At 68.9% G+C, this 25,832-nt stretch carries 22 protein-coding genes and 2 tRNA genes; 11 read left to right on the forward strand and 13 right to left on the reverse strand.

The annotated features are described in order from the left end of the window. Positions 1–2 precede the first annotated feature (2 nt). Together LDL21_RS25780 and LDL21_RS25785 are read left to right on the forward strand one after the other, a co-directional pair. Positions 3–2,798 carry a DEAD/DEAH box helicase gene (locus LDL21_RS25780; RefSeq protein WP_443678058.1) on the forward strand — a complete coding sequence of 932 codons (2,796 nt, stop codon included), beginning with the start codon at positions 3–5 and terminating at the stop codon, positions 2,796–2,798. After that, a complete protein-coding gene (locus LDL21_RS25785) occupies positions 2,798–3,547 on the forward strand; it encodes an SWIM zinc finger family protein (RefSeq protein ID WP_181697500.1) in 750 nt (249 codons plus the stop codon). The genes LDL21_RS25780 and LDL21_RS25785 overlap by 1 nt, the downstream gene beginning before the upstream one ends. 2 nt (positions 3,548–3,549) lie before the next feature. On the opposite strand, the gene LDL21_RS25790 is transcribed toward LDL21_RS25785, so the two are convergent. The 4 genes from LDL21_RS25790 to icmF form a co-directional block, all read right to left on the reverse strand. Then, on the reverse strand, positions 3,550–4,842 hold the full coding sequence (locus LDL21_RS25790) for a lipase family protein (protein ID WP_225282103.1): 1,293 nt from the start codon (positions 4,840–4,842) through the stop codon (positions 3,550–3,552). Between the two features lie 122 nt (positions 4,843–4,964). After that, entirely contained in the window at positions 4,965–5,372 is a 408-nt protein-coding gene (locus LDL21_RS25795) for a DUF3224 domain-containing protein (RefSeq protein ID WP_225282104.1), read from the reverse strand. 35 nt (positions 5,373–5,407) lie between these two features. Beyond that, entirely contained in the window at positions 5,408–6,472 is a 1,065-nt protein-coding gene (locus LDL21_RS25800) for an amidohydrolase family protein (RefSeq protein WP_181697498.1), read from the reverse strand. A gap of 77 nt (positions 6,473–6,549) precedes the next feature. Then, a complete protein-coding gene (gene icmF, locus LDL21_RS25805; RefSeq protein ID WP_225282105.1) occupies positions 6,550–9,765 on the reverse strand; it encodes a fused isobutyryl-CoA mutase/GTPase IcmF in 3,216 nt (1,071 codons plus the stop codon). A gap of 115 nt (positions 9,766–9,880) precedes the next feature. Between icmF and LDL21_RS25810 the strand changes: the two genes are divergently transcribed. After that, complete coding sequence (locus tag LDL21_RS25810) at positions 9,881–10,840, forward strand: DUF2157 domain-containing protein (protein ID WP_225282106.1); 960 nt, start codon at positions 9,881–9,883, stop codon at positions 10,838–10,840. Between the two features lie 23 nt (positions 10,841–10,863). Here the strand turns inward: LDL21_RS25810 and LDL21_RS25815 are convergent, their stop codons facing one another. Continuing rightward, a complete protein-coding gene (locus LDL21_RS25815) occupies positions 10,864–11,652 on the reverse strand; it encodes an NAD(P)H-dependent oxidoreductase (RefSeq protein WP_225282107.1) in 789 nt (262 codons plus the stop codon). Between the two features lie 101 nt (positions 11,653–11,753). On the opposite strand from LDL21_RS25815, the gene LDL21_RS25820 reads away from it, so the two are divergent. Beyond that, entirely contained in the window at positions 11,754–12,719 is a 966-nt protein-coding gene (locus tag LDL21_RS25820; RefSeq protein WP_225282108.1) for a GlxA family transcriptional regulator, read from the forward strand. On the opposite strand, the gene LDL21_RS25825 is transcribed toward LDL21_RS25820, so the two are convergent. Beyond that, positions 12,720–13,265 (reverse strand): hypothetical protein, encoded by a 546-nt coding sequence (locus LDL21_RS25825; protein ID WP_181697492.1) that lies wholly within the window; start codon positions 13,263–13,265, stop codon positions 12,720–12,722. It lies immediately after the preceding gene. A gap of 94 nt (positions 13,266–13,359) precedes the next feature. Between LDL21_RS25825 and LDL21_RS25830 the strand changes: the two genes are divergently transcribed. Further along, on the forward strand, positions 13,360–14,430 hold the full coding sequence (locus LDL21_RS25830; RefSeq protein ID WP_225282109.1) for an enoyl-CoA hydratase/isomerase family protein: 1,071 nt from the start codon (positions 13,360–13,362) through the stop codon (positions 14,428–14,430). A 36-nt stretch (positions 14,431–14,466) separates the two neighbouring features. Next, positions 14,467–15,261, forward strand: coding sequence for an enoyl-CoA hydratase (locus LDL21_RS25835; RefSeq protein WP_067641528.1), 795 nt, complete (start codon positions 14,467–14,469; stop codon positions 15,259–15,261). Here LDL21_RS25835 and LDL21_RS25840 read toward each other — a convergent pair whose 3' ends face one another. The 4 genes from LDL21_RS25840 to LDL21_RS25855 all read right to left on the reverse strand — a co-directional run bounded on the left by LDL21_RS25840 (position 15,262) and on the right by LDL21_RS25855 (position 17,705). Continuing rightward, positions 15,262–16,299: an Hsp70 family protein gene (locus LDL21_RS25840; RefSeq protein WP_225282110.1), complete on the reverse strand. Its 1,038-nt coding sequence runs from the start codon at positions 16,297–16,299 to the stop codon at positions 15,262–15,264. A gap of 68 nt (positions 16,300–16,367) precedes the next feature. Further along, complete coding sequence (locus tag LDL21_RS25845; protein WP_225282111.1) at positions 16,368–16,907, reverse strand: MarR family winged helix-turn-helix transcriptional regulator; 540 nt, start codon at positions 16,905–16,907, stop codon at positions 16,368–16,370. Positions 16,908–16,947: 40 nt separating this feature from the next. Further along, positions 16,948–17,019, reverse strand: a tRNA-Cys gene (locus tag LDL21_RS25850). Positions 17,020–17,084: 65 nt separating this feature from the next. Continuing rightward, positions 17,085–17,705: an Rv0361 family membrane protein gene (locus tag LDL21_RS25855; protein ID WP_225282112.1), complete on the reverse strand. Its 621-nt coding sequence runs from the start codon at positions 17,703–17,705 to the stop codon at positions 17,085–17,087. 298 nt (positions 17,706–18,003) lie between these two features. Here LDL21_RS25855 and LDL21_RS25860 point away from each other — a divergent pair, with 298 nt between their 5' ends. Then, entirely contained in the window at positions 18,004–18,369 is a 366-nt protein-coding gene (locus LDL21_RS25860) for a hypothetical protein (protein WP_225282113.1), read from the forward strand. A 60-nt stretch (positions 18,370–18,429) separates the two neighbouring features. On the opposite strand, the gene LDL21_RS25865 is transcribed toward LDL21_RS25860, so the two are convergent. The 3 genes from LDL21_RS25865 to LDL21_RS25875 all read right to left on the reverse strand — a co-directional run bounded on the left by LDL21_RS25865 (position 18,430) and on the right by LDL21_RS25875 (position 20,184). Next, a tRNA-Arg gene (locus tag LDL21_RS25865) sits at positions 18,430–18,502 on the reverse strand. Positions 18,503–18,616: 114 nt separating this feature from the next. Next, positions 18,617–19,306, reverse strand: coding sequence for a DUF305 domain-containing protein (locus tag LDL21_RS25870; RefSeq protein ID WP_225282114.1), 690 nt, complete (start codon positions 19,304–19,306; stop codon positions 18,617–18,619). After that, positions 19,306–20,184, reverse strand: a complete 879-nt coding sequence (locus tag LDL21_RS25875) for a thioredoxin-like domain-containing protein (protein WP_225282115.1) — start codon at positions 20,182–20,184, stop codon at positions 19,306–19,308. The genes LDL21_RS25870 and LDL21_RS25875 overlap by 1 nt, the downstream gene beginning before the upstream one ends. Before the next feature lie 89 nt (positions 20,185–20,273). On the opposite strand from LDL21_RS25875, the gene argS reads away from it, so the two are divergent. The 4 genes from argS to thrC are packed head-to-tail and all read left to right on the forward strand — an operon-like array spanning position 20,274 to position 25,813. Next, positions 20,274–21,935 carry an arginine--tRNA ligase gene (gene argS / locus LDL21_RS25880; RefSeq protein ID WP_225282116.1) on the forward strand — a complete coding sequence of 554 codons (1,662 nt, stop codon included), beginning with the start codon at positions 20,274–20,276 and terminating at the stop codon, positions 21,933–21,935. A 34-nt stretch (positions 21,936–21,969) separates the two neighbouring features. Then, positions 21,970–23,391: a diaminopimelate decarboxylase gene (lysA, locus tag LDL21_RS25885; protein WP_067641540.1), complete on the forward strand. Its 1,422-nt coding sequence runs from the start codon at positions 21,970–21,972 to the stop codon at positions 23,389–23,391. Beyond that, positions 23,388–24,722 carry a homoserine dehydrogenase gene (locus LDL21_RS25890; protein WP_067641542.1) on the forward strand — a complete coding sequence of 445 codons (1,335 nt, stop codon included), beginning with the start codon at positions 23,388–23,390 and terminating at the stop codon, positions 24,720–24,722. The genes lysA and LDL21_RS25890 overlap by 4 nt, the downstream gene beginning before the upstream one ends. Then, positions 24,719–25,813, forward strand: coding sequence for a threonine synthase (gene thrC / locus LDL21_RS25895; RefSeq protein WP_181697481.1), 1,095 nt, complete (start codon positions 24,719–24,721; stop codon positions 25,811–25,813). The genes LDL21_RS25890 and thrC overlap by 4 nt, the downstream gene beginning before the upstream one ends. Positions 25,814–25,832 lie beyond the last annotated feature (19 nt).

Below are 25,832 nucleotides of genomic sequence, written 5' to 3' on the forward strand. Positions count from 1 at the left end.
CCATGCTGCACGGTCTGTGGTCCCCCGGTTCGGGCCTGCTGCTGTGGCACGACGGGCAACCCGTTGCGGTGGGTTCGGTGCTCGGCGACATTCTCGAGCGCGCGCGGTTCCGCCACCGCGCCGAGGTGCTCGTCGTCGACGAGGCGGGCGCACCGGGTCGAGCCGAGGTCCGCGCGCACGCGCTAGCGCCGCCGACGGCCGCCGTCGTGCTGCGCAGCAGGCTGCCCCGCGAGCACATCTCCGGCGACCTGCGATTCCTCGCGCACGTCGCCCGTGGCATCGAGCGCTGGGTGCGGGCAGGTCGGGTGGTGCCGCAGGTGGATCGCGCCGACGGGCAGTGGTGGGTGCGGTGGCGGTTGGTCGGCGGGCAACGGCAGCGCGCGTGGCTCGCCGAGCTGGCCACGGCCATGCCCGCCGCGCTGCGGGTCGCCGGGCCGCCCACCGGGGTGCTCGAGGACCTGGTCACCGAACTCACCGACCCGATCGCCCGCGAATACCTGAGCCACCGTTCGATGACGCACCCGCTGCTGGCGGCGCTGATGAGCGACACCCCGCTCGACGAGGGCTCCTACCGGCTGGCCGAAACACTGTCGCAGTGGCGCGAGGGATACGCCGCCGACGAACCCGAACTGGTCCTTCGCCTGTGCGAACCCGACGGCGAATTCGGCACCGACGACGACTCGGTCGCGCTGTGGCGACTGCAGGTTTGTCTGCGTCCGGTCGACGACGCGCCGAAACCCGTTGTACTCGATGATGATCCGGTCCTGGTACGCACCGCCGCCGAGAAGCTGGGGCAGGCCCGCAAGGCCTACCCGCGCCTGCGTGATCTGCCGACCGACCCGCGCGGCCTCGACCTCCTGCTGCCGACCCAGGTGGTCGCCGACCTGGTAGCCCACGGCGCGCATGCGCTGCAGGAGGCCGGGATTCGCCTGCTGCTGCCGCGCGCTTGGAACATCGCCGAACCGAGCATGCGCCTGCGGGTGAGCAGCCCGGCCGCCGCCGAGTCCACCGTCGGTCTCAGCGGATTGCTTTCCTACCGTTGGGAATTAGCGCTCGGGGACATGGTGCTCACCCCGGCCGAGATGGAACGGCTGGTGCGCAGCAAATCCGATCTCGTCCAGCTGCGCGGCGAATGGGTGCAGGCCGATCACCGCGCGCTGGCGGCTGCCGCCCGGTACGTGGCGCTGCACGCCGACGACACCCCGATCACCCTGGCCGACATGATCGGCGAACTCGCCGCCGAACGGGTCGACAATGTGCCGGTCACCGAGGTCACCGCCGACGGCTGGGCGGCCGAATTGTTCACCGGACACGGCGATCCCGAGCCGGTTCCGGTACCGATCGGCCTGAAAGCCCAGCTCCGCCCCTATCAGGAGCGCGGCCTGAGCTGGCTGGCCACCATGAACCGTCTCGATTGCGGCGCGATCCTTGCCGACGACATGGGACTCGGCAAGACCGTGCAGGTACTCGCGCTCCTCGTGCACGAACGCGAGGCCGTCGGTCCGGTAGGGCCGACGTTGCTGGTGTGCCCCATGTCGGTGGTCGGCAACTGGCAGCGCGAGACCGAACGGTTCGCACCCGACCTGCGCGTCCTCGTGCACCACGGCACCGATCGGCGCAAGGGCGCGGATTTCGCCGCCGCGGTCGCGGAGGCGGATCTGGTCGTCACCACCTATGCCCTGCTCGCGCGTGACGCCGCGTTGCTGAGCGAACAGCATTGGGAGCGGGTGGTTCTCGACGAGGCCCAGCACATCAAGAACGCGACAACCAGGCAGTCACGGGCCGCCCGCGCCTTGCGGGCCCGGCATCGGCTGGCGCTCACCGGAACGCCGGTGGAGAACCGGCTGGAAGAACTGCGTGCCCTGTTCGATTTCGCCATGCCCAAGTTGCTCGGCAGCCCGCAGTCCTTCCGTGCCCGCTTCGCGGTCCCCATCGAACGCGAACGCGACCAGCAGGCCATCGACCGGTTGCGGCTCATCACCGAACCGTTCGTGCTGCGCAGGCTCAAAACCGATCCGGCGGTCATCAGCGATCTGCCCGAGAAGCTCGAGATGACGGTGCGCGCCAACCTCACCGTCGAGCAGGCCGCGCTGTATCAGGCCGTGGTCGACGACATGCTGGAGAAGCTCAAAGATGCCAAGGGCATGGCGCGCAAGGGCGCGGTGCTCGGCGCGCTGACCAGGCTCAAGCAGGTCTGCAACCATCCCGCGCATTTCCTCGGCGACGCCTCGCCCATCATGCGCCGCGGCGGCCATCGCTCGGGCAAGCTCGCCCTGGTGGAGGACATCCTCGACGCCGTCCTCGCCGACGGGGAGAAGGCCCTGCTGTTCACCCAGTTCCGTGAGTTCGGCGACCTGATCCTGCCGTTCCTCACCGAACGGTTCGGCACTCCCATCCCGTTCCTGCACGGCGGGGTGACCAAGCAGCGTCGCGACGACATGGTCACCGGGTTCCAGGCCGAGGGCGGACCGCCATTGATGCTGCTCTCGCTCAAGGCGGGTGGCACAGGCCTGAACCTGACCGCCGCCAATCATGTGATCCACCTGGACCGCTGGTGGAACCCGGCCGTGGAGAACCAGGCAACCGACCGCGCGTTCCGCATCGGCCAGCAGCGTGCGGTGCAGGTGCGCAAGCTCGTCTGCGTCGACACCATCGAGGAGCGCATCGACGAAATGATCAGCGGTAAAAAGGCATTGGCCGACCTGGCCGTCGGGGCGGGGGAGAACTGGATCACCGAACTGGGCACCGACGAGTTGCGTGAACTGTTCACCCTCGGGGCCGAGGCGGTGGGTGACTGATGGCCGATTTCAGCCAGTTCGGTCCGCGCAAACCGGTGCGCGGCGGTGCGCAGGCGCGCGGCGGTTTCGGTCGCACCTGGTGGGGAAAGTCGCTGCTCGAGGCGGTGGAGAAGGTGGCCGACGCGGGCAGGCTCTCGCGCGGGCGCACCTATGCGCGGGTCGGGCAGGTGGTGAACTATCGCGTGGAGCGCGGTGCGGTCACCGCCGAGGTGCAGGGCAGCCAACCGAGCCCGTTCACCTCCGTGTTGTCGGTGCGACCGCTGCGCGAGGAGGAGATCGAGCTGCTGCTGGCCGAGATCCGCGAAGCGCCAGGGATGCTCGCCGAAATCGCTTCGGGCGCTCTACCGCCCGCGCTCGGCCCCCACCTGCTGCCGACCACCGCCGCCGAACTGGACTTCTCCTGCACCTGCCCGGACATGGGCTGGCCGTGTAAACATGTGGCCGCCGTCTGCTACCTGCTCGCCGAACGCCTCGACGAGCAACCGGGCGAAATCCTCACCCTGCGCGGACTCGACCTCGACACCCTGATCGGTGGCGTCGAAAGATCAACCCGCACCACCGATTCCGACGATCCCTACGGTGACCACCTCACCCTCCCCGACCTGCCACGCATCGAATTCCACCCCGTCATCGAGGACCTGGATGCCATGGCTTTGCGCCGTGCCCTACGCATGTCGGCCGAAGACGAGCAGACCGCCGCCACCGGCCTCCGCGAATTACGTTCCCTCTACGCCGAATTCGACAGCTGAGTTCAGCAGGTGCGCTGCGCGGGCTCGCCCCGCAACAGGCCGTGCAGCCACAGCAGCGCGCCCGGCAAGCTCAGCGGGCTGTTGAGCACATGTGACACACCGAGTTTCACCGGATCGCCGGGGAGCGGCTGCTCGTAGTAGGCCACGGTGGCACCGGCGGCGCACCAGTCCGCGGCGAGCCTGCGAGCGCTGTAGGTGGGCACCAGTTCATCATCGGCCGTGCTGTGGATGAGTACCGGGGCGCCGGGTCGCAACTGTCCGACCCGGTCGTCGTCGAGGTGGGCTGCCCAGTCCGGGTCGGAATCCAACGCTTCGACCACGCTCTGTCCGGTGCTCGTCCAGCTACGGCTGTCCCGGAAACCCTGGGTGGCTACGGTTTCGGCCACACACTGCCGTGCGGTGTCGGCCAGCATGCGCTTGCCCGCGTCGTTGAGCAGCCGATCGGTGGCGGGCGCGAGTGCGGGGTTCTCGTCGACGGCGCCGTTGATGTAGTAGCCGAGGGCGCCGGCCAGCGAGCCGCGGTCGAAGTGCCGCAGCTGGGCGCGTGCGTCGACCACCGGTGCTCCGGCGTAGGCGCCGACGATCGGCAGGTCCGGTGCGTAGCTCGGGGCGAGTTCCGCCGCGGCGGCCGCAGCCCCGCCACCCTGCGAATAGCCCCACAGCGCCACCGGGGCACCCGGTTCGAGTCCGTTGCCGGGCAGTTCACGGGCGGCCCGCGCGGCGTCGAGCATGACCTGTCCGGTGGACGCACGCGACATGTAACTGTGCGGTCCCGGAGTGCCGAAACTTTCGTGGTCGGTGAGCATCACCGCACCACCGACCGCGAGGAACGGGTAGATCGCCGCGTACTGCTCGTACTGCACGCCCACATCGAGTCCGCCGTTGTACTGCAACAGAAATGCCAGGGTGTTCGACGGCGCGCACTGGTCGCCCTGACCCTGTGTGCCGGGCGCGAGCACGAGCAGCGGCCGCGGACCGGGTCCGACCCACGGCAGGGTCGGCCGCAGATACGCACCGGTCGCCGCGACCGCCGACCCCGTGCGGTCGGTGGCGGAGAACATCACGCGGGTGGTTTCCGCCGGAAGCGGGCCGTTGCTACCAGGCAGGGTGATCGGCAGCGACATGGGTTCGGTCTTGATCGGCTGTCCCGGCGTCGCCGGGATCTCGGCGGGCGGGGTGTAGAACGTGGTGTCGCCGGTCGGACCGAGCGGAGGAGCGGCCACGGCGGGAGCCGCCACCGAAACGGCCATCACCGCGATGACACCACCGACCCAGCACCGAAACCCTGCCGCCACCACAGCTCCCTCGAACGCGTCCTGTTGACAGGGGTCAACGTAGTTGGACTACGCGGTCACTCGCAGTCGATCGGGCTCATAACGCCGGTCCGGCGTCGAGATTCTGTCGAGCCGACGGTTCCTCAGGGCAGGTCGTACTCGAACCAGATGTGGTGGCCGCCGGTGGGGTCGACGTAGAGGGCCCCGGTGCCGGTGATGCCGGTGAGCTCGCCGGTGCCGCTACCGGGGACGATGTGGAAGAACTCGTCGGTCCGATCGGTGCCGCCGGTGGTGGCGGAATGGACGAAGTTGAACGCGCCAGACCTGCCCGCCAGGCTGCCCTCGAAGGACTCCATGGCGATGTAGGTGCCCGCACCCGTCGACATGTCGAACGCCGAGGTGAACAGCGTGGCCGAGGTGCCCGTGATGTCGCCCGCGTAGAACTTGGTCATGTGGGCGATGCCGACCGGCAGGCCGGTGCTGATCGGAGGTTGCGGCTGCAGATCGGTCGGGTCGAAGGCGGTGAGTTCGAACGTGCCGGTCGTCTTCATCCCGTGATGCTAAACCGTGCCACCGACAAAACCCGTCACCCCAGGTCGATGCGGTAAACGCGAACCGCGTTACCGCCGAAGACCTTCCGCAGGTCCTCGGCCGACGCACCGGCCTTGTTGAGCGCCGTCGCGACGGCGTCGACGGCCACGGGGAGGCTGGTGATCGGCTTGTCGACGGGGAAGTTCGAGCCCCAGATCAGCCGGTCGGGACCGAAGATCGACAGGGCGTGGGCGAGCATCGGACCCAACCGGTCGACGAGCACCGACAGCTGGGTCGACAACCCGCGCGGCGGGACCGGGTGGCCGAGTACCGGCATCATCAGCCCGCTCACCTTGGCGACCACATTGGGCTGGGCGGCCAGATCGGTGATGTCGTCGCGCCAGCGGTCGAAAATGTCGCGACGCTCGCCCGCTGTCCTGCCGGTGTGTTTGCCGACCGGCCCGAAGATGCCGGCGGGGGTGGCCAGGTGGTCGAGAACGATCGTCACCTCGGGAAAGCGTTCGGCCAGCGCCGTCACCTCGGGCAGCTGGCCCGAATACAGCCAGGCGTCGAAGCTGAGCCCGCGTTCGGCGAGCTGACCGAATCCGTCGAGGAAGGCGGGCGCGGTGAGCAGACCGTCGTGCGCGGCGAACGACTTCACTCCCGCATCGGGATGGTGGGCGACGGTGGCCCGGATCCCGCGCAACAGCGGCGAGGCCGACTGATGCGCGTCGAGCGTTGGGCCCAGATCCGCGGCGGCGGGATCGGCCGAGCCGACGATCGCGGTGAGCGTGGGCGTATCGACCCCGAACGGCAGGCTGGCCACCCAGCGCGTCTCGTCGGGCGCCGAACCGGTCCACTCGGCTTCCACGTGCACGAGCCCGCGCACCGCGACTCCGCCTTGGTCGGTGCGGTAGTCGGCGGGCAGATACGGGCCGAGGTAGGCCGTGGGGTCGCCGACGAACTGGAGGTCGCGGCGCGGGGTGAATTTCGCGGCGAGGTCGACCGGCAGCGGCACATACCGCAGCAGCTTGGCGTGCTTGCTGGACAATCGAGGTGTCGTATGCGGATCCCACTGGTGGATATGCGCATCGATGATGTCGAGCCCGGTCAGATCCATGTACGTCCCATCGCCGCGCCGGCATTGCTTCGGGAATTGTCACACGTCGGCAGCGGCGATGGTCGCATTCGGTCGCCTCAGACGGTTCGCCGATACTGTCCGCCGACGGCGAAAAAGGTATCGGTGACCTGCTGCAGAGTGCATACCCGTGCCGCGTCCATCAGTACCTCGAAAATATTGCCGTCGGTGTGGGCGACCTCGGCCAGGCGGGCGAGCGCGCGATGCGATTCCTCGGCGTGCTCGGCGCGGAACTGTTGCACCCGCTCGAGCTGGGACCGTTTCTCGTCCTCGGTGGCGCGGGCCAATTCCACCGTCGGCGCCGCGGCCTCGCTTTCGGGGCCGCGGAAGGTGTTGACCCCGATGATCGGCAGCGTTCCGTCGTGTTTGCGCTGCTCATAGCGCATCGACTCGTCCTGGATGCGGCCGCGCTGGTAACCGGTCTCCATGGCGCCCAGCACGCCGCCGCGTTCGCTGATCCGCTCGAATTCGAGCAGCACCGCCTCTTCGACCAGGTCGGTGAGCTCGTCGATGATGAAACTGCCCTGCAGCGGATTCTCGTTCACCGCCAGCCCCCATTCCTTGGCGATGATGAGCTGAATCGCCAGCGCCCGGCGCACCGATTCCTCGGTGGGTGTGGTGACGGCTTCGTCGAAAGCGTTGGTGTGCAGGCTGTTGCAATTGTCGTAGACCGCGATGAGCGCCTGCAGGGTGGTGCGGATGTCGTTGAACTGCATTTCCTGAGCGTGCAGCGATCGACCGGAGGTCTGGATGTGGTACTTCAGTTTCTGGGCGCGTTCTCCCGCGCCGTACCGGTCGCGCATGGCGACGGCCCAGATGCGTCGTGCCACCCGTCCGATGACCGAATACTCCGGGTCCATCCCGTTGGAGAAGAAGAACGACAGGTTCGGCGCGAATTCGTCGATCGCCAGTCCGCGCGCCAAATACGTTTCCACGTAGGTGAATCCGTTGGCCAGGGTGAAGGCGAGCTGGCTGATCGGGTTGGCCCCGGCCTCGGCGATGTGATAGCCGGAGATGGACACCGAATAGAAATTGCGCACATTGTTGCGGACGAACCACTCCTGCACATCGGCCATCATTCGCAGACTGAACTCGGTGGAGAACAGGCAGGTGTTCTGGCCCTGGTCCTCCTTGAGGATGTCGGCCTGCACGGTGCCGCGCACGGTGGACAGCGTGCGCGCCTTGATCTCGGCGGCCTCCTGCTCCGTCGGCTCCCGGCCCTCGGATTCGGTGAAGCGTCGCCTCGCTTGGTCGATCGCCGCATTGAGGAAGAACGCCAGAATCGTCGGGGCCGGGCCGTTGATGGTCATCGACACCGACGTCGTGGGTTCACACAGGTCGAAACCGTCGAACAGGGTGCGCATGTCGTCGATCGTCGCCACCGACACACCCGAGGTGCCGACCTTGCCGTAGATATCGGGCCGCTGCGCCGGTTCGTGGCCGTAGAGGGTCACCGAGTCGAAGGCTGTCGAGAGGCGAGTGGCCTCGGTGTGGGCGCTGAGTGCCTTGAAGCGCCGGTTCGTGCGCGCCGGATCGCCCTCGCCCGCGAACATGCGGGTGGGGTCCTCGTTGTCGCGCTTGAACGGGAAAACGCCTGCGGTGAAGGGGAATCGGCCCGGCAGGTTCTCCTCGCGCAGGAAGCGCAACAGTTCGCCCGCGTCGGTGTAGCGGGGCAGTGCGACCCGGGGAACGCTTGTGCCGGAGAGCGATTCGCGCCGCAACGGGGTGCGGATCTCGCGGTCGCGTACCCGCACCACCTGCTCCTCGCCCCGATAACTCTCGGCCAGTGCGGGCCATTCGTCCAGCAGGGCCGCCGAGGCGGGCGACAGATCACCGGTCGCCGCCGCCAGCAGGTCGCCGACGGCGGTATCGTCGGGCAGTTCCTCGTGCACCGCGCGCAATCGCTGAACCCGTTGCGCCGCAGCTATTTCCCGTGCCGTGTCCTGGTGGTAGGCGCGCACGGTCTCGGCGATCTCGGCCAGGTAGCGCACCCTGGACGGCGGGATGAGCTGGGCGAACCTGGTCGACACCTTCGTCTCCACCCGGGGCAGCGCGCCCGGCTCCACCGTGAGGCCGTGCTCGGTGAGCCGGGTGAGCAGATGCTGGTAGAGCGCGGTGACACCGTCGTCGTCGAAGGTCGCCGCGCTGGTGCCGAAGACCGGCATGTCGGACGGGTCGGAACCGAATTCCGCACGGTTGCGGATCAATTGGCGAGCCACATCGCGCACCGCGTCGGCCGCGCCGCGCCGCTCGTACTTGTTCACCGCGACCACGTCGGCGTAGTCGAGCATGTCGATCTTCTCGAGCTGGGAGGCGGCACCGAACTCCGGCGTCATCACGTACAGCGCCACATCCACGTGGTCGACGATGCCCGCGTCGCCCTGGCCGATGCCCGGTGTCTCGAGGATCACCAGGTCGAAGCCCGCTGCCCGGCACGCGGCGATCATGGTGTCGATGTCGTCGGGCAGTTCGTGATTGCCGCGCGTGGCCAGCGAACGGAAGTACACGTGTTCGCCGTCGAGGGCGTTCATGCGGATGCGGTCACCGAGCAGGGCGCCACCGGCGCGGCGCCTGGTCGGGTCGACGGCGAGCACCGCGACACGCAGCTTGTCCTGTTGGTCGGTACGCAGCCGGCGCACCAATTCGTCGGTGAGCGAGGACTTTCCGGAGCCGCCGGTGCCGGTGATGCCGAGGACCGGCACTTCGCGCGCGTCCGCCGCGGCGAGGATCGCGGCGCGGTCGGTTTCGGGCAGGCCGCCCTGCTGCAGACAGGTGATGGTGCGGGCCAGGGCGATTCGGTCGCCGGTGTAGAGGGCGTTCAGATCGGGGGCGACGGCGGCACGGTCCACATCGCAGAGCCGGATGAGCTCGTTGATCATGCCGGGCAGGCCGAGGCGCTGGCCGTCTTCGGGGGAGAAGATGCGCACGCCGCTGCGGGCGAGGCGTTCGATCTCCTCGGGGACGATCACTCCGCCACCGCCACCGAAGATGCGCACGTCGCCCGCCCCGGCCTCGCGCAGCGCCTCGGCCAGGTACTCGAAGAACTCGATGTGCCCGCCCTGATACGAGCTCACCGCCACACCCTGCACGTCCTCCTCGACCACCGCGTCGACGATCTCGCGCACCGACCGGTTGTGTCCGAGATGGATCACTTCCGCGCCTTGGGCCTGGAGGATGCGCCGCATGATGTTGATCGCCGCGTCGTGCCCGTCGAACAGGGCGGCCGAGGTCACGAACCGCACCGGATGGACAGGAACGTGCAATGAGGTGCTCATGACTTCCTCCGCCATTTTGTAGAACGCCCGATACTAGGACATCAAACTAATCCTACTGTGAACGGCGTCACTGCGAAAGGGGCGCACTCGGGTGTGGTGCCGACATACTCGACGGATGGTTCGCGAACACGGGGTGGGCGTGGCGTTGGAGCGGTTGGTCGCGGGCGGGGTCATCAGTGGTGACCAGCGTGACGCGGTGCTGCGAGCTGTCGAGGAGCAGGAGCGGGCCGGGCGTGCGCCGACCGGCCGGGTGGTCGCCGAGATGGTCGCCTACCTCGGTGCCGGGCTCGTCGCGGCGGGTCTCGGGCTGTTCCTCGACCGCGCGTGGGCCGATGTCGCCGACACCGGGCGAGTGGTGTTGCTCGCCGTCGTCACCGGGTGTTCGCTCGGTGGCGCCGTGGTGCTGGCCGGTGGACGGCCCGGCCTGTTCCGCCGTGTGCCCATCGCCACGGCCGTGCGAACCAGGCTCGCGTCGGCGCTGCTGGTGCTGGCGGCCATGGCGACCAGTGGCACGGTGGCGACCGCGTTCGGCGAGCGCGGTGGCGAAGCCGAGATCGCGGCTCTGTGCGCGGGGCTGTTGGTGGCGACGCTCGGCTATCTGATGGTGCCGAGCCTGCTCGGGATGGTCGCGATCGCCGGTTTCGGCGTCGCCACGATCGTCGAGCTCACCGACGGGACGCACCGCTGGCTGTGGCAGGGCATCGCGCTCATGGTCTTCGGGGCCGTCTGGTTCGGGCTCGCGTGGGCGCGGCTGCTCGTCGTCGACTGGGCCGGATTTCTGCTCGGTGGACTGATCGCGATAGGAGGCGCGCAATCGGTGACGCTCGGTGAATCGCTGTGGCGCCCAGTCCTTACCGGCTTCGTCGGGGCGGTCTTTCTCGGCGCCTATCTGCTTCGGCGCGAACCGGTCCTCGTTCTCGGCGGTTCCGCGTGCATCGCCATCGGCGTCGGTCAGGTGGTCGCCGACAACACGTCAGGCGGGCCTGCCGTCGCCAGCATCGTTCTGGCCGTCGGCGCGGTCGTGCTCACCGGTGGGCTCGTCGCCACCGTTGTGGGGCCGAAACGGCCCGGCTGAATCACCTTCGCCCAAGGGCTCGGTCAGCAAGCCTGGCGGGATTCGTTGTCGCGGCGGTGGACCCCGAGGCCGGATGCTCCCGGGTGGTTGGCCTGGTGCAGGTTCCAGTCGGCGTCGTAGTCGCCGCTGTCCTGGTGGCGGTAGGGGATGGGCGGTGTCGTCGGCAGGGTGAGTAGCCGGGCGTGCAGATCGGCGGTGATGGCGGCGAAGCGTTCGTGGCTCACCCGGTTGGTGCCGGGGATGATGACCGGCTCGATCACCTCCATGCCGGTGTAGAAGAAAGTGCCGTGGAGCAGGGGGAAGAGGACCTCCGTGAGGTCGCCGTGGATGCCGCGCGGTCCCAGCCCGGTATGGGCGCCGACCGACACCACCGCCGTGGCGCGCTTGCCTGCCAGGCCGCCGTCGCCGTAGCGGCGGGTGCGACCGGACTCGGGATCACGCACCCCGTACGCGTAACCCTGCACCAGTACGCGGTCCAGCCAACCCTTCATGATCGCGGGCATCCCGTACCACCACAGCGGGAAATGCAGCACCACGGTGTCGGCCCAGGCCAGCTTCTCGTGTTCGGCGCGGATGTCGGCGGCCAGCCGGCCGGTGCGCAGGGCCGCTTCGGATTCGTTGGCCACGTCCAACCGCTCGGCGCCGTCATGCGCGAAGTCCTCGGCCGTCACCACGGGGTTCCAGTTCATGGCGTAGAGATCGGATTCGATCACCTCGTGCCCGGCCTCGCGTAGCGCGGCGATTCCGGCGGTGCGCAGCTGGGCGGTCAGCGATCGCGGTTCCGGATGGGCGAACACCCACAGCACTCGCATCGGTCGTAGTCCTTTCGGTAGCTCGTTCGTGCTTCCCAGGCTGCCGAGTCCGGCACACGCACACCAGTGGCCGGAAAGCCGATATGTGAAAGGATCGGGCCATGGCTGTCCATCGGGTCGCGGTCCTGGCTCGTACCGGGGTGATGCCGATGGAGCTCGGCATCGTGCACCAGATCTTCGGCTCGGCCCGCTCCGCCGACGGCGAGCGCCTCTACGAGGTGCTGACCTGCGCGATCGAACCGGGCCTCGTGCGCACGGACGCCGATTTCGCCATCGCCGTCGAGCACGGCAGCGCGGCGCTCACCACCGCCGACACCATCGTCGTCCCGGCCTCGCACGAGCTCGACGAGGTCAGCGACGCCGCGCAGGACCAGGTCGCCGAGCAGCTGCGCCTGGCACGTGCGGCGGGTCGCCGGATCGCGTCGATCTGTACGGGCGCGTTCGTACTGGCCCGCGCAGGCCTGCTCGACGGGCGCCGCGCGACGACCCACTGGCTGTCCGCCGACCGGCTCCGCGCGGCCTTCCCGGCAGTGCGTATCGACGCCGCCGTGCTGTTCACCGAGGACGACGGCATCTTCACCGCGGCGGGCGAAGCGGCAGGCATCGACCTGTGCCTGCATTTGATCCGCACCGACCACGGCGCGGCCGTCGCCGGTGACGTCGCACGGCGCACGGTCGTGCCGCCCTATCGCGAAGGCGGCCAGGCGCAGTTCATCGATCTACCGCTCCCGGCCGAGGACGAATCGACGACCAGCCGCACCCGGGTATGGGCACTGAACCACTTGGATCGGCCGCTCACCCTGCGCGTTCTCGCCGAGCACGCCACCATGAGTCCGCGGACTTTCACCCGCAGATTCCGGCGCGAGACCGGGATGTCGCCGGGAGCCTGGCTCGCCGCACAGCGGCTGATCAGGGCGAGGCAGTTGCTCGAGCAGACCACGCTCGGTGTCGACCAGATCGCCGAGCGGGCCGGGTTCGGTACCGGCGCCTCCCTGCGTCAGCACTTCGCGCGATCGCTGGGCACCAGCCCCTCGGCGTACCGGGCCACCTTCCACGGCGGCGGATAGTCAGCGGATGAGGGTTGTCTGCTGGGCGCGGATGGTGCGGAAGAAGCGGGGGCCCACGTCGGGGCCGTAGTGGTTGTAGGCGTCGATGATCTCGGCCAGTTCGTCGGCGAGGGCGCGCAGGTCGCGGGTGGCGACGATGCGGTCGAACTCGTCGGACTCCCAACCCCACTGTGGCGGGATGTCGTCGATCGTGACGACGATCTGGTCGGCGAAGGGCGTGGTCACCGCGACCGTGAGTTCGGCCGGCGCTGCGGCCAGTGGGCTGTGCACGATCACCTCACCGGGCGCACCGGGGGCGAAGGTGCGCGCGAAGGAGATGTCCTCGCGCACCGACTCCACGATGGCGGCCGTGGTCGCGTGTCTGCCCGGTCGGTGGTGCCGCTCACCGTAGACCCGATCCGAAGGTCGAGAAGGGTTGCCGCCACTGGTTTTTCGCAACAGCCGGTCGAGCATGCGCTGGGCGGTCGCGCGTTCGCCCGCACCGGTGTTCGCATGGTCGATCAGCGCGCGCAGCCGGGATATCCGTGCGAAGTTGTCGGTGCCCATGCGCCGATTCTGCCCCACGCACCGGCGTGGAATGGGTCACAACTCGCACCTCGCGGCTGCGGGTACTCGGACATCCGACTTTATCGTGACGGACATGGGTGAAGCCGAAGTGTTGTTCGAGGTCCGCGACCGGCTCGGTCTGATCACGCTGAACCGGCCGAGGGCCATCAACGCACTCAACCACGCGATGAGCCTGGCCGTCACCGACGCCCTGCGTGCCTGGGCGACCGACCCGACCATCGACACCGTCGCCATCGTCGGTGCGGGTGAACGTGGCCTGTGCGCGGGCGGCGACATCGTCGCCATCCATCGCGACGCCAAGGCGATCAACGACGGCGCCCCCGGCGCGCCCGCCCCGCTCGACACTGCGGCGGCCGCGTTCTGGCGCGACGAATACCTGCTCAACGAGCTGATCGACAGCTACCCCAAGCCCTATGTGGCGATCATGGACGGCATCGTGATGGGCGGTGGCGTCGGTGTCTCGGCGCACGGCAGCCATCGCATCGTCACCGAACGCTCGCAGATCGGCATGCCGGAGGCCGGCATCGGTTTCGTTCCCGATGTCGGCGGCACCTACCTGCTCTCGCACACACCCGGCGAGCTGGGCACCCACGTCGCCCTCACCACCGCGCGGATGGGCGCGGGTGACGCGATCGTCGCCGGTTTCGCCGACACCTTCGTGCCCTCGGCCGACCTGCCCGCGCTCCTCGACGCCCTGCGCACCACTCCCGCCGACGCGGCCATCGCCCGATTCGCCACGCCCGCACCGGAATCCGAGCTGGCCGCGCACGCCGACTGGATCGACCGCTGCTACCGCGCCGACACGGTCGAGGAGATCATCGCGGCCCTGCGCGCGGCCGACCTCCCCGAGGCGACCAAGGCCGCCGAGGACATCCTCGCCAAGTCGCCGGTCGCGGTGAAGGCGACGCTGCGCGCCCTGCGCAACGCCCGTCGGCTCAGCCTGGCCGCCGCTCTCAACGTCGAATTCCGGATCACCGTGGCCGCGCTGAGCACCCACGACCTGGCCGAGGGCATCCGCGCCCAGGTGATCGACAAGGACCGCACGCCACGCTGGTCGCCCGCGACCCTCGCCGAGGTCACCGACGCGCAGGTCGACGCCTACTTCGCCCCGCTCGGCGACCGCGAACTCGGTTTGCCCGTGTAGTCCGGTGGCGGCGCCGCTCGGTATCGTCTGCAGACTATGAGCGAGTTCGAGACGATTCTGTTGGAACGCAAGGGCGGCAGCGACGGCAAGGGCGGGGTCGGCTGGATCACGCTGAACCGTCCCAAGGCCCTTAACGCCCTCAACGCGCAGGTGCTCGCGGACATCACCGCCGCGCTCGACGAACTCGAGCGCGACGATTCGATCGGCGCCGTCGTCCTCACCGGTTCGGAGAAGGCGTTCGCCGCCGGTGCCGACATCAAGGAGATGGCGACCAAGTCCTACATGGACATGTTCCTGGCCGACACCTTCGCCGGCTGGGACCGCCTGGCGAACTTCCGCAAGCCGACCATCGCCGCCGTCGCCGGTTACGCGCTGGGTGGTGGCTGTGAGGTGGCGATGATGTGCGACATCCTGATCGCCGCCGACACCGCCAAGTTCGGTCAGCCCGAGATCAAGCTCGGTGTCATCCCCGGCATGGGCGGTTCGCAGCGGCTCACCCGCGCGGTCGGCAAGGCCAAGGCGATGGACCTCATCCTCACCGGCCGCAACATGGGCGTCGAGGAGGCCGAACGGGCCGGTGTCGTATCGCGCATCGTGCCCGCCGACCAGCTGCTCGATACCGCGCTCGAAGCGGCGCAGACCATCGCGAGTATGTCGCTGCCCGCGGCCATGCTCGCCAAGGCCGCGGTGAACCGGTCCTTCGAGACCAGCTTGGCCGAAGGCCTGCTGTTCGAGCGCCGGGCGTTCCACTCGCTGTTCGCGACCGACGACCAGAAGGAAGGCATGGCCGCCTTCACCGAGAAGCGGCCGCCGAACTTCACCAACAGCTAGTTATTTCGCGGGTAGCGAGCCGTCGATGAACTGGGCGGGCGTGGGCGGGGTCTTCTCTTCCGCCCGGTCGTCGGTGCCGAGCAGCCCGGCGACCGCGCCGCCCAGGGTCGCCGTCACCGCTACGGCGGCGAGGAATTTGCGCCGACCGGGGCCGGCCGGTGCGACCGGGTCGGCCGTCGCGCCCGCCCGCAGCCGTGGCATGCGCAGGCGCGACGGTTTCCTGGCGGCGAGCAGCACCGCGCCGCGTGCCGAAACATATTCCGGCTCAGGGTCGTACACGATCGGCAGGTCGACCAGCTGACCCACGGCGTGCCGCAGCGCCGGGTTGCGGACGCATCCACCGAGCAGGACGAGCGCACCGGGTCGTACGCCGGTGTCCTCGATCATCTTCCGCACGAACGATGCCGAATGATGCAGTCCCGCTTCGCACAAGGCGGCCAGATCGCTGCGGGTCACCACGGCGCGCTCGCCGGTGTCGGCGTCGGTGGCGGTGACAACCCTTGCGCGGCTGAGCATTTCACGGTGTGTGCGGGTGGTGCGGCGGTCGGCCGCGACGCCGCCTCGTGCCAGTTGCCAGCGCAGCAGTGCGTCGTACCCGTCGCCGCTCAGGACGGTGCTGCGCTGACTGGCCAGGATGGTGTCGGTGCGGCAGTCGGCGTGGGTGACGGTGAGGCCGGAACTGCCCAGGTCGTAGAGCATCACCGAATCGGTGTCGGGCAGCAGGCCGGTGAAACGCAGGTAGCGCAGCTGGGCGAGGGGTTCGTCGACGATCGTCACCGAGGGGCCCGCCGCCGCGCGGATGGCGTCGCCGTGCAGATCGCTGCGGCAGGTGACGACGGTGGCGGTGACGCACTCGTCGCGGGCGATGGCCGCCACCCGCATCCGGCGGATCGCCGCGAGCACCGATTCCTCCACCGAGGCGCCCGCGCGGCGCGGGATGCGCACGCGATCGAGCGGCGGTAGATGCGGTTGGTCGGTGTGGTTGAGCACGGCACGGGCCCCACCCGCTCCCGCCGACACCCCGAGGACCAGCACCATGCGCTACATGGTGGACCTTTTCGCGCTACCTGCCAAGCGAGTCGGCCCGCGATTCGCGGCTCAGTCCCTCAGGTCGCGTGGAATGCGAGGTTTGCCGTGTCGTCGAAATCCCCGGCGGCATGGCGGAACCGGGCGAGCAGTTCGAGCAGTTGTCTGCTCTCGCCCGGTGCCAGGCCCGGTTCGGCGAAAACCTGCGCGTTCAACGCCTCGGTCGCCTCGGCGACGGATTTCCTTCCGGCGGAGGTGATTTCGATGAGCGTGGCACGGCGGTCGCTCGGATGTGGTACGCGCTCGACAAGTCCGGCCGCTTCCAGCCGGTCGACCGTATTGGTGACGCTGGTGGGGTGCACCTGCAGGCGCGCGCTGGCTTTGGCCATCGGCAGTGCGCCCGTGCGGCTGAAACTGAGCAGCTGCAGCAGTTCGTAGCGGGAGAAGGTGAGTCCTGAGGGTTTGAGGGCCTCGTCGACGCGGGCCATCACGATCTGCTGGGCCCGGACCAGGGAGGTGACAAGGGCCATGCCGTCGGCGACCGATCCCCAGCCGTGCTCGATCCATTGCCGGTGTGCCTCGGCGATCGGGTCTCGGGGTAGCGGTCCGGTTCGTGACATGTTTTCGATCATGTCACGAACCGGGCCACGTTCCGCATAGAGCGAGCGGCGGGAATCGAACCCACGTGAACGGCTTTGCAGACCGTCGCCTAAACCTCTCAGCCACGCCCGCCTCGCCATTGATGATGCCGGTGCGTGGCGGGTGTGCCCAGGGTTGCGATCACGGTGATCGCAATGTCAGTGCTTGTTGGCCGGGGCCGAGCAGATCTTCCAGGTGCCGTCTTCTTTGGTGAGGTGTTCCTCGGTGCTGTCCTCGGTGTCGGGCTCCTCGCCTTCGACCGAGAGGGTCAGCTGACCGACCACGGTGGCTTCCGCGTCGTCGCCGGTGATGACGATGTCGCGCACGTCGTCGATGCGCGCCGACACCGTCGCGGTGTCGAACTGTTTGCGCTGCTCCGGGGTGAGGTTTTCGATCTCGGCCCGATCAGCGGCGCACGCCAGTTCGGACGCGGCGATGAACCCGTCGGAATCGAGCGTGTCGTAGAAGTCGCGAATCGCCACCTCGATCTTCTTGTCGTCCGAGGCCAGCGGCGTGCGCCCCTGCACGGTGAGCACCACCCCCGCCGCCAGCGCACCCAGTACGACCAGCGCCAATACCCCCAACCCGATGAACAACCCGGTCCGCTTCTTCTTCGGCGGCGGCCCCGCTTGCGCCCCGAAGCCGCCGGGCGGCGGACCACCCGCCCCCGGATAGCCCGGCTGCGGTTGCCCGCCCTGTGGCTGCCCAGCCGGTGGTTGCCCCGGCTGTGGTTGCCCCGGCTGGGGCTGGTCCCCGAACCCGTCTGATGGATTAGTCATGCCCGCTCCTGCTGTCACCGGGGACAGGGCCCCGAAACCTGTGGAACCGTGCGTACAACCTGATGAACAACTGCGATGAACCGACAAGGCCCCGACCGAACGGACGGGGCTTGGAACGCGATGTGCCCTCGGCGGGATTCGAACCTGTGGCACTCATGGGCCGGAGGCGGCTTCGAGTCCTGCTGATGTTTCCGACGTACCGTAGCCTGCCGATTTCGCCCGTCGGAATCCAGGTCGGACTGCCCGCATACCGGCCTCGGGGTGTACAGCGGGCCATCGCTGCTGTAGTCATCGACGCATGAAAGAGCCTGTGCCATCGGAGAATGCGCTCTTACAGGTATGGCGTGGGTCGACCCGGTCGGCGCGCGCCGCGATGGCCTTTGCCTTGTCGGCGGCGGTCTCGGCGTTGGTCATGTACCGACTGCGTTCCCCGCTCGACTTCTACGAGCTCGGTTACGCGCTGATCTACTGTGCGATCCCCGGGATTCTCGCCGGCGTCGCGTTCGTGCTGGCGATCCGCGCCCTCGGCGGTGCGGAACAAGAAACCCGGCTCGGCCTGGCCGCGCTCGCAGTCGCGATTGTCACCATCGCGATCGCTGTTCACCGGGTAGCGCGCGTGGTCGTCATGATCATGATCATCTCGACAATGTCGGATTTCGGGTGACCTCGCGGACGAGAAAGGCCCCCGACCGCTTCAACGCTGGTCGGGGGCCTTTCTCAGGTGTGCCCTCGGCAGGATTCGAACCTGCGGCCTTCTGCTCCGGAGGCAGACGCTCTATCCCCTGAGCTACGAGGGCGGGATAGATGCCGGTCGCCGGTGGGGCGATCGGGCAGCGACAGCGTATCGCATCGGGTGCGGTGCGCCAAAAACGGTGCCCGACCGGGGGGTTGATCCCGGCCGGACACCGGGGTCAACCGAGGGGGAGGGGGGTGGCGCCTCGGGTGGTGAGCATGGTGGTCATCAGGGTCGATTCGCCGGACTGGGTCTTCGACATGGTGGCCGCGAGGGACCGGACCGCGGTGGTCGAGGCCTGTTCGGCGGCGTAGTCGAGCATGGGGACGCCGCCCTGGTGGTGGCGCAGCATCAGTTGCAGGAACATCGTGTCCAGGGCGGGACCGGTGGCCTGGCGCAGTGCGGTCATCTCCTCCTGGCTCGCCATGCCCGGCATCGCGGCGACAGGGCTGTGATGGGCGGTGGTCGGGCTCGCGCCGTGGCCGTGTCCGCTGTCGGCTTCGCTCATCCAGCCCATGAAACCCTCGACGCTCTGGCTCGGGGCGTCCCACAGCTGCAACCAGCCCTGCATGCGGCCGATCTGGTTCGACTGGGTGGTCATGATGTCGTAGGCCAGGCGACGCACGTCGTTGTCGGTGGAACCGATCAGCGCGATGCCCGCCATGTCGACGGCCTGGGCGTGGTGCACCGACATGTCCTGGTTGAAACCGATGTCGACCGGCCCGGGCGCGGCCGATTCGGCCTTCTCCAGCGGCATCCGCAGCAGCACACCCGCTACGGCACCGAGCAGGAGCAGGCCGATCGCACCGAGCACCAGCACCGCACCGGCAGGGCGCCTGCCGGTGGGTTCGTCGGTGGTTTCACTCATCACTGACCGGCCGGCGCGCCCGGCATCGGGATGCCCGGCAGGCCGGGGACACCCGAACCGAGTCCGCCGAGTTCGCTCGCGTCCTGGTTGGCGCCGGTGCCGTCCATCGGGATGGCGTCGGGGCCGTACGGCGAGGAGTCGAACGGCGGCGGGTTGTTGGCGTCGAAGATCGGGTTCGAGCAGCTCGCGCCGACCTCGGGGTGCGCGTACGGGTTGGTGCGCAGCGCGGAGATGAACTGCTTGATGCGCGCGTCCTCGGCCGAGTCCAGCTTCAGCTGGTGGCCCCACGACTGCAGCGCGATGGGGGTGTCGAGGGCCGGGTACGGCGACATCATCGTGTACGGCCGGTCCTTGACGAAGTTCGACAGCTTCTCCACCCCGGCCGCGTCGACCTTGTCGGGGTTGTAGGCGATCCACACCGCACCGTGCTCGAGCGAGTGCACCGCGTTCTCCATGCGGATCGGCTTTGCGTACACCGTGCCGGTGCAGTTGGCCCAGGCCACATCGTGCGGGCCACCGTAGGCGGGCGACTTGTCGTAGGCGACGCGCTGGGTCTCGGTGACGTGCAGTGCCGCCGGGTACTCCTGCTTCACGACGCCCTCGATCTTGGCCGCCGGATCCTGGTTCTGCTCGCTGGGCGCCCACTCGGACAGGTCGGTCTGCGCTTCGCGGATGGCTGCCTGGTCCATGTACTTGGGCACCAGGCTGTAGGCCAGCAGGCCGATCAACGCGACGATGGCCACGCCGCCGCCGAGGAGGGCCCAGGGCACTTCGCGCTTCTTGCCCGGAAGTTTGCCCTTGCCCGGTTTGCGGGACGGAGACGACTTCCCCGCGGCCCGGACGGCCTTGGCTGATGTTGCGCTTGTCCTGCTCGGCATCGCTCGGTTAGCTCTTTCGACGTATGGATCGGTGCGTTCGTGGCGGGCGGTCGTGGTTGCGAGCCGCCCAGCCAATAGGATAGAGACTCGTGACTCCAGCTGACCTTGCAGATCTCCTTCGCACCACCGCGGCGAAGGTGCTTGTCGAACGTGGACTGGACTCGTCGGTCCTGCCCGAGCAGGTCACAGTGGAGCGTCCGCGCAACCCCGAACACGGCGACTATGCCACGAATGTGGCGATGCAGGTGGCCAAGCGGGTGGGAACGAATCCGCGCGAGCTCGCGGGCTGGCTGGCCGAGGCCCTGTCGGCCACCGAGGGCGTCGAGGTCGCCGAAGTGGCGGGCCCCGGCTTCCTGAACATCCGCCTGGCCGCGTCGGCGCAGGGCGCGATCGTCACCCAGATCCTGACCGCGGGGGACACCTACGGCACCGGCTCGGCGCTGACCGGCACCAAGATCAACCTCGAATTCGTCTCCGCCAACCCCACCGGTCCCGTCCACCTCGGTGGCACCCGCTGGGCCGCGGTCGGTGACGCGCTCGGCCGCATCCTGGCCGCCGAGGGCGCCGACGTGACCCGCGAGTACTACTTCAACGACAACGGCGCCCAGATCGACCGGTTCGCGAAGTCGCTGGTCGCGGCCGCGCTCGGCGAGCCGACCCCGGAAGACGGCTACGCGGGCGAGTACATCCAGGAGATCGCCGCGAGCATCGTCGCCGCGCATCCCGATGCGCTCACCTTGTCCACCGATCAGCGTCACGAGCTGTTCCGGCGCGAGGGCGTGCAGCAGATGTTCGCCCAGATCAAGCAGGACCTGCACGATTTCGGCACCGATTTCGACGTGTACTTCAACGAGAGCGAACTGTTCGCCTCCGGCGCCGTCGAGCGTGCGGTCGAGCAGCTCAAGAACTCGGGCAACCTGTACGAGAAGGACGGCGCGTGGTGGATCGCCTCCACCGAGTTCGGTGACGACAAGGACCGGGTGGTCCTCAAGAGCGACGGCACCGCCGCCTACATCGCCGGTGACATCGCCTACTTCCAGAACAAGCGCTCGCGCGGGTTCGACCTGGCCATCTACATGCTCGGCGCCGACCACCACGGCTACATCGGCCGGTTGAAGGCCGCCGCGGCCGCCTTCGGTGACGATCCCGACACCGTCGAGGTGCTGATCGGGCAGATGGTGAACCTGGTCAAGGACGGCCAGGCCGTGAAGATGAGCAAGCGCGCGGGCACCGTGGTGACGCTCAACGACCTGGTCGAGCAGATCGGTGTCGACGCCGCCCGCTACTCGCTGGTGCGGTCCTCGGTGAACTCGAGCATCGACATCGACCTCGACCTGTGGACCAAGGCCAGCAGCGAGAACCCGGTGTACTACGTGCAGTACGCGCACTCGCGTACCAACAGCATCATCGGCAATGCCGCGAAGTACCCCGAATTCGCCACTGTGACACCGGATTTCGCGCTGATGACGTCCAGTCGCGAAGGTGACCTGATCCGCACCCTCGGTGATTTCCCGCGCGTGGTCGCCACCGCCGCCGAGACCCGCGAACCGCACCGGATCGCCCGCTACCTCGAAGAACTGGCCGGGGTGTACCACCCGTTCCAGTCCGACGACGACATGCGCGTGCTGCCCAAGGGCGACGACGCCGTCAGCCCGCTCAATGCCGCCCGCCTCGAACTGGTGAAGGCGACCCGTCAGGTGCTGGCCAACGGCCTGGCCCTGCTCGGCGTGAGCGCACCGGAGCGCATGTGAGCTCCGCAGACTTTTTCAGGAAGGACGCACCACGATGAGTGCACACCCCGCCGGGCCTCGGCACGCCGAGATCCCGCACGCCCCGACGCTCGGCGAGCGGCCGACCGATCCGCGCGAGATGATCGACCTGCCCGAACACGTGTGGCCGCGCAACGCCTCGCGCGGTGACGACGGCGTGGTGCGGTTGGCCGGCATCCCCGTCACCGAGCTGGCCGCGCAGTACGGCACCCCGCTGTTCGTGATCGACGAGGACGACTTCCGTTCGCGCTGCCGCGACATGGTCGCCGCGTTCGGTACCGCCGCTCGCGTGCACTACGCGTCGAAGGCGTTCCTGTGCGGTGAGATCGCCCGCTGGATCCGCGACGAGGGCCTCTCCCTAGACGTGTGCTCCGGTGGCGAGCTGGCCATCGCGCTCAACGCGGGCTTCCCCGCGGAGCGAATTGCGTTGCACGGCAACAACAAGTCCGTCCCCGAGCTGGAAGCTGCCGTCGCGGCGGGCGTCGGCCACGTGGTCGTCGACTCGCTCTACGAAATCGAACGCCTGGAAGCCGTCGCCGGTGCGGCGGGCGTGGTGCAGGACGTGCTGGTCCGCGTGACCGTCGGCGTCGAAGCGCACACGCACGAGTACATCTCCACCGCCCACGAGGACCAGAAGTTCGGTTTCTCGATCGCCGGCGGCGACGCGATGGAAGCCCTTGCCCGCGTCTTCGAGGCCGACAACCTGCGCCTGGTCGGCCTGCACAGCCACATCGGTTCGCAGATCTTCGAGCTCGACGGCTTCGAGATCGCGGCCCGCCGCATGCTCGGCCTGCTGCGCGAGGCGATCGACAAGTTCGGTGTGGAACGCACCGCGCAGATCTCCACCCTCGACCTGGGCGGCGGCCTCGGCATCGCCTACCTGCCCAGCGACAACCCGCCCGAGCTCGACGAGTTCGCCGCCAAGCTGCGCGACCTGGTCGCCGCCGAAGCCACCCGCGCCGGGCTGCCCGAGCCGATCATCGCGGTCGAACCGGGCCGCGCGATCGCCGGACCGGGCACCGTCACCCTCTACGAGGTGGGCACCATCAAGGACGTCGAGCTCGACGGTGGCGCGCGTCGCCGGTACGTGAGTGTCGACGGCGGGATGAGCGACAATATCCGCCCCGCGCTCTACCAGGCCGATTACGATTGCCGTCTGGTCTCGCGGAGCTCCGACGCGCACGCCGTGGTCGCGCGCGTGGTCGGAAAGCATTGCGAGAGCGGCGATATCGTCATCCGCGACACGTGGATGCCCGCCGACGCCGGACCGGGCGACCTGGTCGCGGTCGCGGCGACGGGGGCGTACTGCTATTCGATGTCGAGTCGCTACAACCTGCTCACCCGACCCGCCGTGGTCGCGGTGCGTGACGGGGAGTCGCGACTGATTCTGCGCCGGGAAACGGTGGCGGACCTGCTCAGCCTGGAGGTAGAAGGATGAACGGCACCAACGACGCGGGGCGCCCGCTCGGCGTAGCCGTGCTCGGCATGGGCACCGTCGGCACCGAGGTGGTGCGCGTGCTGCGCGACCACGCCGACGACCTGCGCTCGCGCGTCGGCGCGCCGCTGGTGCTGCGCGGTGTCGCCGTGCGCGACCTGTCCAAGGACCGCGGGCTGCCCGCCGAGCTGCTCACCACCGACGCCGAGGCGCTGCTGGCCCGCGACGACGTGGACCTGGTGGTCGAGGTTATGGGCGGTATCGACCCGGCCCGCAAGCTCATCGGTGACGCCCTCGCCGCGGGCAAGTCCGTGGTCACCGCCAACAAGGCGCTGCTGGCCGACTACACCGGCGAGCTGGCCGCCGCCGCCGAGAGCAGCCGCGCCGACCTGTACTTCGAGGCCGCGGTCGCCGGTGCGATCCCGGTGGTGCGTCCGCTGATCCAGTCGCTTTCCGGTGACCGGGTGAACAAGGTCGTCGGCATCGTGAACGGCACGACCAACTTCATCCTCTCCGCGATGGACGAGACCGGCGCCGCCTACGACGACGTGCTCGCCGAGGCCACCGACCTGGGCTACGCCGAGGCCGACCCCACCGCCGACGTGGAGGGCTACGACGCCGCCGCCAAGGCCGCGATCCTGGCCTCGCTCGCGTTCCACACCCGCGTCACCGCCGCCGACGTGTACCGCGAAGGCATCTCCAAGATCACCGCCGAAGACCTCGAGACCGCCTCGGCCGTCGGCTGCACGGTGAAGCTGCTCGCCATCTGCGAGCGCGTCCCCGGCGAGCCGAGCGCGGCCGAAGGCGGCAAGGACCGCGTCTCGGTGCGCGTGTACCCGGCGCTCATCCCGCGCAAGCACCCACTGGCCTCGGTCAACGGCGCCTTCAATGCCGTGGTCGTGGAGGCCGACAACGCCGGTCGCCTGATGTTCTACGGGCAGGGCGCGGGCGGCGCGCCGACCGCCTCGGCGGTGCTGGGCGACCTGGTGATGGCGGCCCGCAACAAGTTCTACGGTGGTCGCGCACCCGGCGAATCGGTTTATGCTGAGCTGCCGATCGCGCCGATCGGTGACACCCCCACCCGCTACCACGTGAACCTGCAGGTGGAGGACCGTCCCGGCGTGCTCGCCGCGGTCGCCGACACCTTCGCCCAGCACGGGGTGAGCATCTCCACCGTGCGCCAGCAGGGTCACGGCGACGGCGCCCGGCTCGTGGTCGTCACCCACCATGCGGTGGAGTCGTCGCTGGCCGATACTGTCGCGGTACTGGCGGAAATGGATTCCGTCACCGCTGTGACCAGCGTTCTCAGACTGGAAGGCACCGAAGAATCATGAACTCCACTGGCATCGCGCCCCAGGCCGGTGTGCACTCGCGCTGGCCCGGCCTGATCGCGGCCTACCGCGACCGCTTGGCCGGTGCGGCCGATTGGGAGCCGGTGACCCTGTTCGAGGGCGGTACTCCGCTGGTCCCCGCCACGCACCTGTCCGAACTCACCGGGTGCGAGGTGTACCTGAAGGTCGAGGGTGCCAACCCCACCGGTTCGTTCAAGGACCGCGGCATGACCATGGCGATGACCGACGCGAAGTACCGCGGTCAGAAGGCCGTGCTGTGCGCGTCCACCGGCAACACCTCGGCCTCGGCCGCCGCCTACGCCACCCGCGCCGGCATGGAATGCGCCGTGCTGATCCCGCAGGGCAAGATCGCGATGGGCAAGCTGGCCCAGGCCGTGATGCTCGGCGCCAAGATCATCCAGGTCGAGGGCAACTTCGACGACTGCCTCGAGCTGGCCCGCAAGGTGACCGCCGAATTCCCGCAGGTCGGACTGGTGAACTCGGTGAACCCGGCCCGCATCGAGGGGCAGAAGACCGCCTCCTTCGAAATCTGCGATGTGCTCGGCAAGGCGCCCGACGTACACGTGCTGCCCGTCGGCAACGCGGGCAACATCACCGCCTACTGGCGCGGATACCGCGAATACCACGCCGACGGCATCACCAAGGTGCTGCCGCGCATGCTCGGTGTGCAGGCCGCCGGTGCCGCGCCGCTGGTCAACGGTGCTCCGGTAAAGGACCCCGAGACCGTCGCCACCGCGATCCGTATCGGCGCACCGGCCTCGTGGAACGGTGCGATGGAGGCCAAGGAGCAGTCCGGTGGTGCCTTCCGGGCAGCCACCGACGAAGAGATTCTCGCCGCGTACCGTCTCGTCGCCGCGACCGAGGGCGTGTTCGTCGAGCCCGCGTCGGCCGCGAGCGTGGCCGGTCTGCTCGCCGCGCGCAAGGAGGGCTGGCTGGATTCGGGCCTGACCGTCGTGTGCACCGTCACCGGCAACGGCCTCAAGGACCCCGACAACGCGCTGGCCGGAATGCCCGAGGTCAAGCCGATCGCGGTGGACCCGGTCGCCATCGCCCGCGAACTCGAGCTGGCCTGAGTTGACCGCACGTGAGCCG

This window comes from Nocardia rosealba, from assembly GCF_020216065.1.
GTDB classification, from domain to species: Bacteria; Actinomycetota; Actinomycetes; order Mycobacteriales; family Mycobacteriaceae; genus Nocardia; species Nocardia rosealba.

Excerpts from the sequence above, each read along its gene's own strand:
- LDL21_RS25780 (WP_443678058.1), top strand. The coding sequence starts at position 3 with ATGCTGCACGGTCTGTGGTCCCCCGGTTCGGGCCTGCTGCTGTGGCAC.
- LDL21_RS25785 (WP_181697500.1), top strand. The coding sequence starts at position 2,798 with ATGGCCGATTTCAGCCAGTTCGGTCCGCGCAAACCGGTGCGCGGCGGT.
- LDL21_RS25795 (WP_225282104.1), bottom strand. The coding sequence starts at position 5,372 with ATGAAGACGACCGGCACGTTCGAACTCACCGCCTTCGACCCGACCGAT.
- LDL21_RS25800 (WP_181697498.1), bottom strand. The coding sequence starts at position 6,472 with ATGGATCTGACCGGGCTCGACATCATCGATGCGCATATCCACCAGTGG.
- icmF (WP_225282105.1), bottom strand. The coding sequence starts at position 9,765 with ATGAGCACCTCATTGCACGTTCCTGTCCATCCGGTGCGGTTCGTGACC.
- LDL21_RS25810 (WP_225282106.1), top strand. The coding sequence starts at position 9,881 with ATGGTTCGCGAACACGGGGTGGGCGTGGCGTTGGAGCGGTTGGTCGCG.
- LDL21_RS25815 (WP_225282107.1), bottom strand. The coding sequence starts at position 11,652 with ATGCGAGTGCTGTGGGTGTTCGCCCATCCGGAACCGCGATCGCTGACC.
- LDL21_RS25820 (WP_225282108.1), top strand. The coding sequence starts at position 11,754 with ATGGCTGTCCATCGGGTCGCGGTCCTGGCTCGTACCGGGGTGATGCCG.
- LDL21_RS25825 (WP_181697492.1), bottom strand. The coding sequence starts at position 13,265 with ATGGGCACCGACAACTTCGCACGGATATCCCGGCTGCGCGCGCTGATC.
- LDL21_RS25830 (WP_225282109.1), top strand. The coding sequence starts at position 13,360 with ATGGGTGAAGCCGAAGTGTTGTTCGAGGTCCGCGACCGGCTCGGTCTG.
- LDL21_RS25835 (WP_067641528.1), top strand. The coding sequence starts at position 14,467 with ATGAGCGAGTTCGAGACGATTCTGTTGGAACGCAAGGGCGGCAGCGAC.
- LDL21_RS25840 (WP_225282110.1), bottom strand. The coding sequence starts at position 16,299 with ATGGTGCTGGTCCTCGGGGTGTCGGCGGGAGCGGGTGGGGCCCGTGCC.
- LDL21_RS25845 (WP_225282111.1), bottom strand. The coding sequence starts at position 16,907 with ATGTCACGAACCGGACCGCTACCCCGAGACCCGATCGCCGAGGCACAC.
- LDL21_RS25855 (WP_225282112.1), bottom strand. The coding sequence starts at position 17,705 with ATGACTAATCCATCAGACGGGTTCGGGGACCAGCCCCAGCCGGGGCAA.
- LDL21_RS25860 (WP_225282113.1), top strand. The coding sequence starts at position 18,004 with ATGAAAGAGCCTGTGCCATCGGAGAATGCGCTCTTACAGGTATGGCGT.
- LDL21_RS25870 (WP_225282114.1), bottom strand. The coding sequence starts at position 19,306 with ATGAGTGAAACCACCGACGAACCCACCGGCAGGCGCCCTGCCGGTGCG.
- LDL21_RS25875 (WP_225282115.1), bottom strand. The coding sequence starts at position 20,184 with ATGCCGAGCAGGACAAGCGCAACATCAGCCAAGGCCGTCCGGGCCGCG.
- lysA (WP_067641540.1), top strand. The coding sequence starts at position 21,970 with ATGAGTGCACACCCCGCCGGGCCTCGGCACGCCGAGATCCCGCACGCC.
- LDL21_RS25890 (WP_067641542.1), top strand. The coding sequence starts at position 23,388 with ATGAACGGCACCAACGACGCGGGGCGCCCGCTCGGCGTAGCCGTGCTC.
- thrC (WP_181697481.1), top strand. The coding sequence starts at position 24,719 with ATGAACTCCACTGGCATCGCGCCCCAGGCCGGTGTGCACTCGCGCTGG.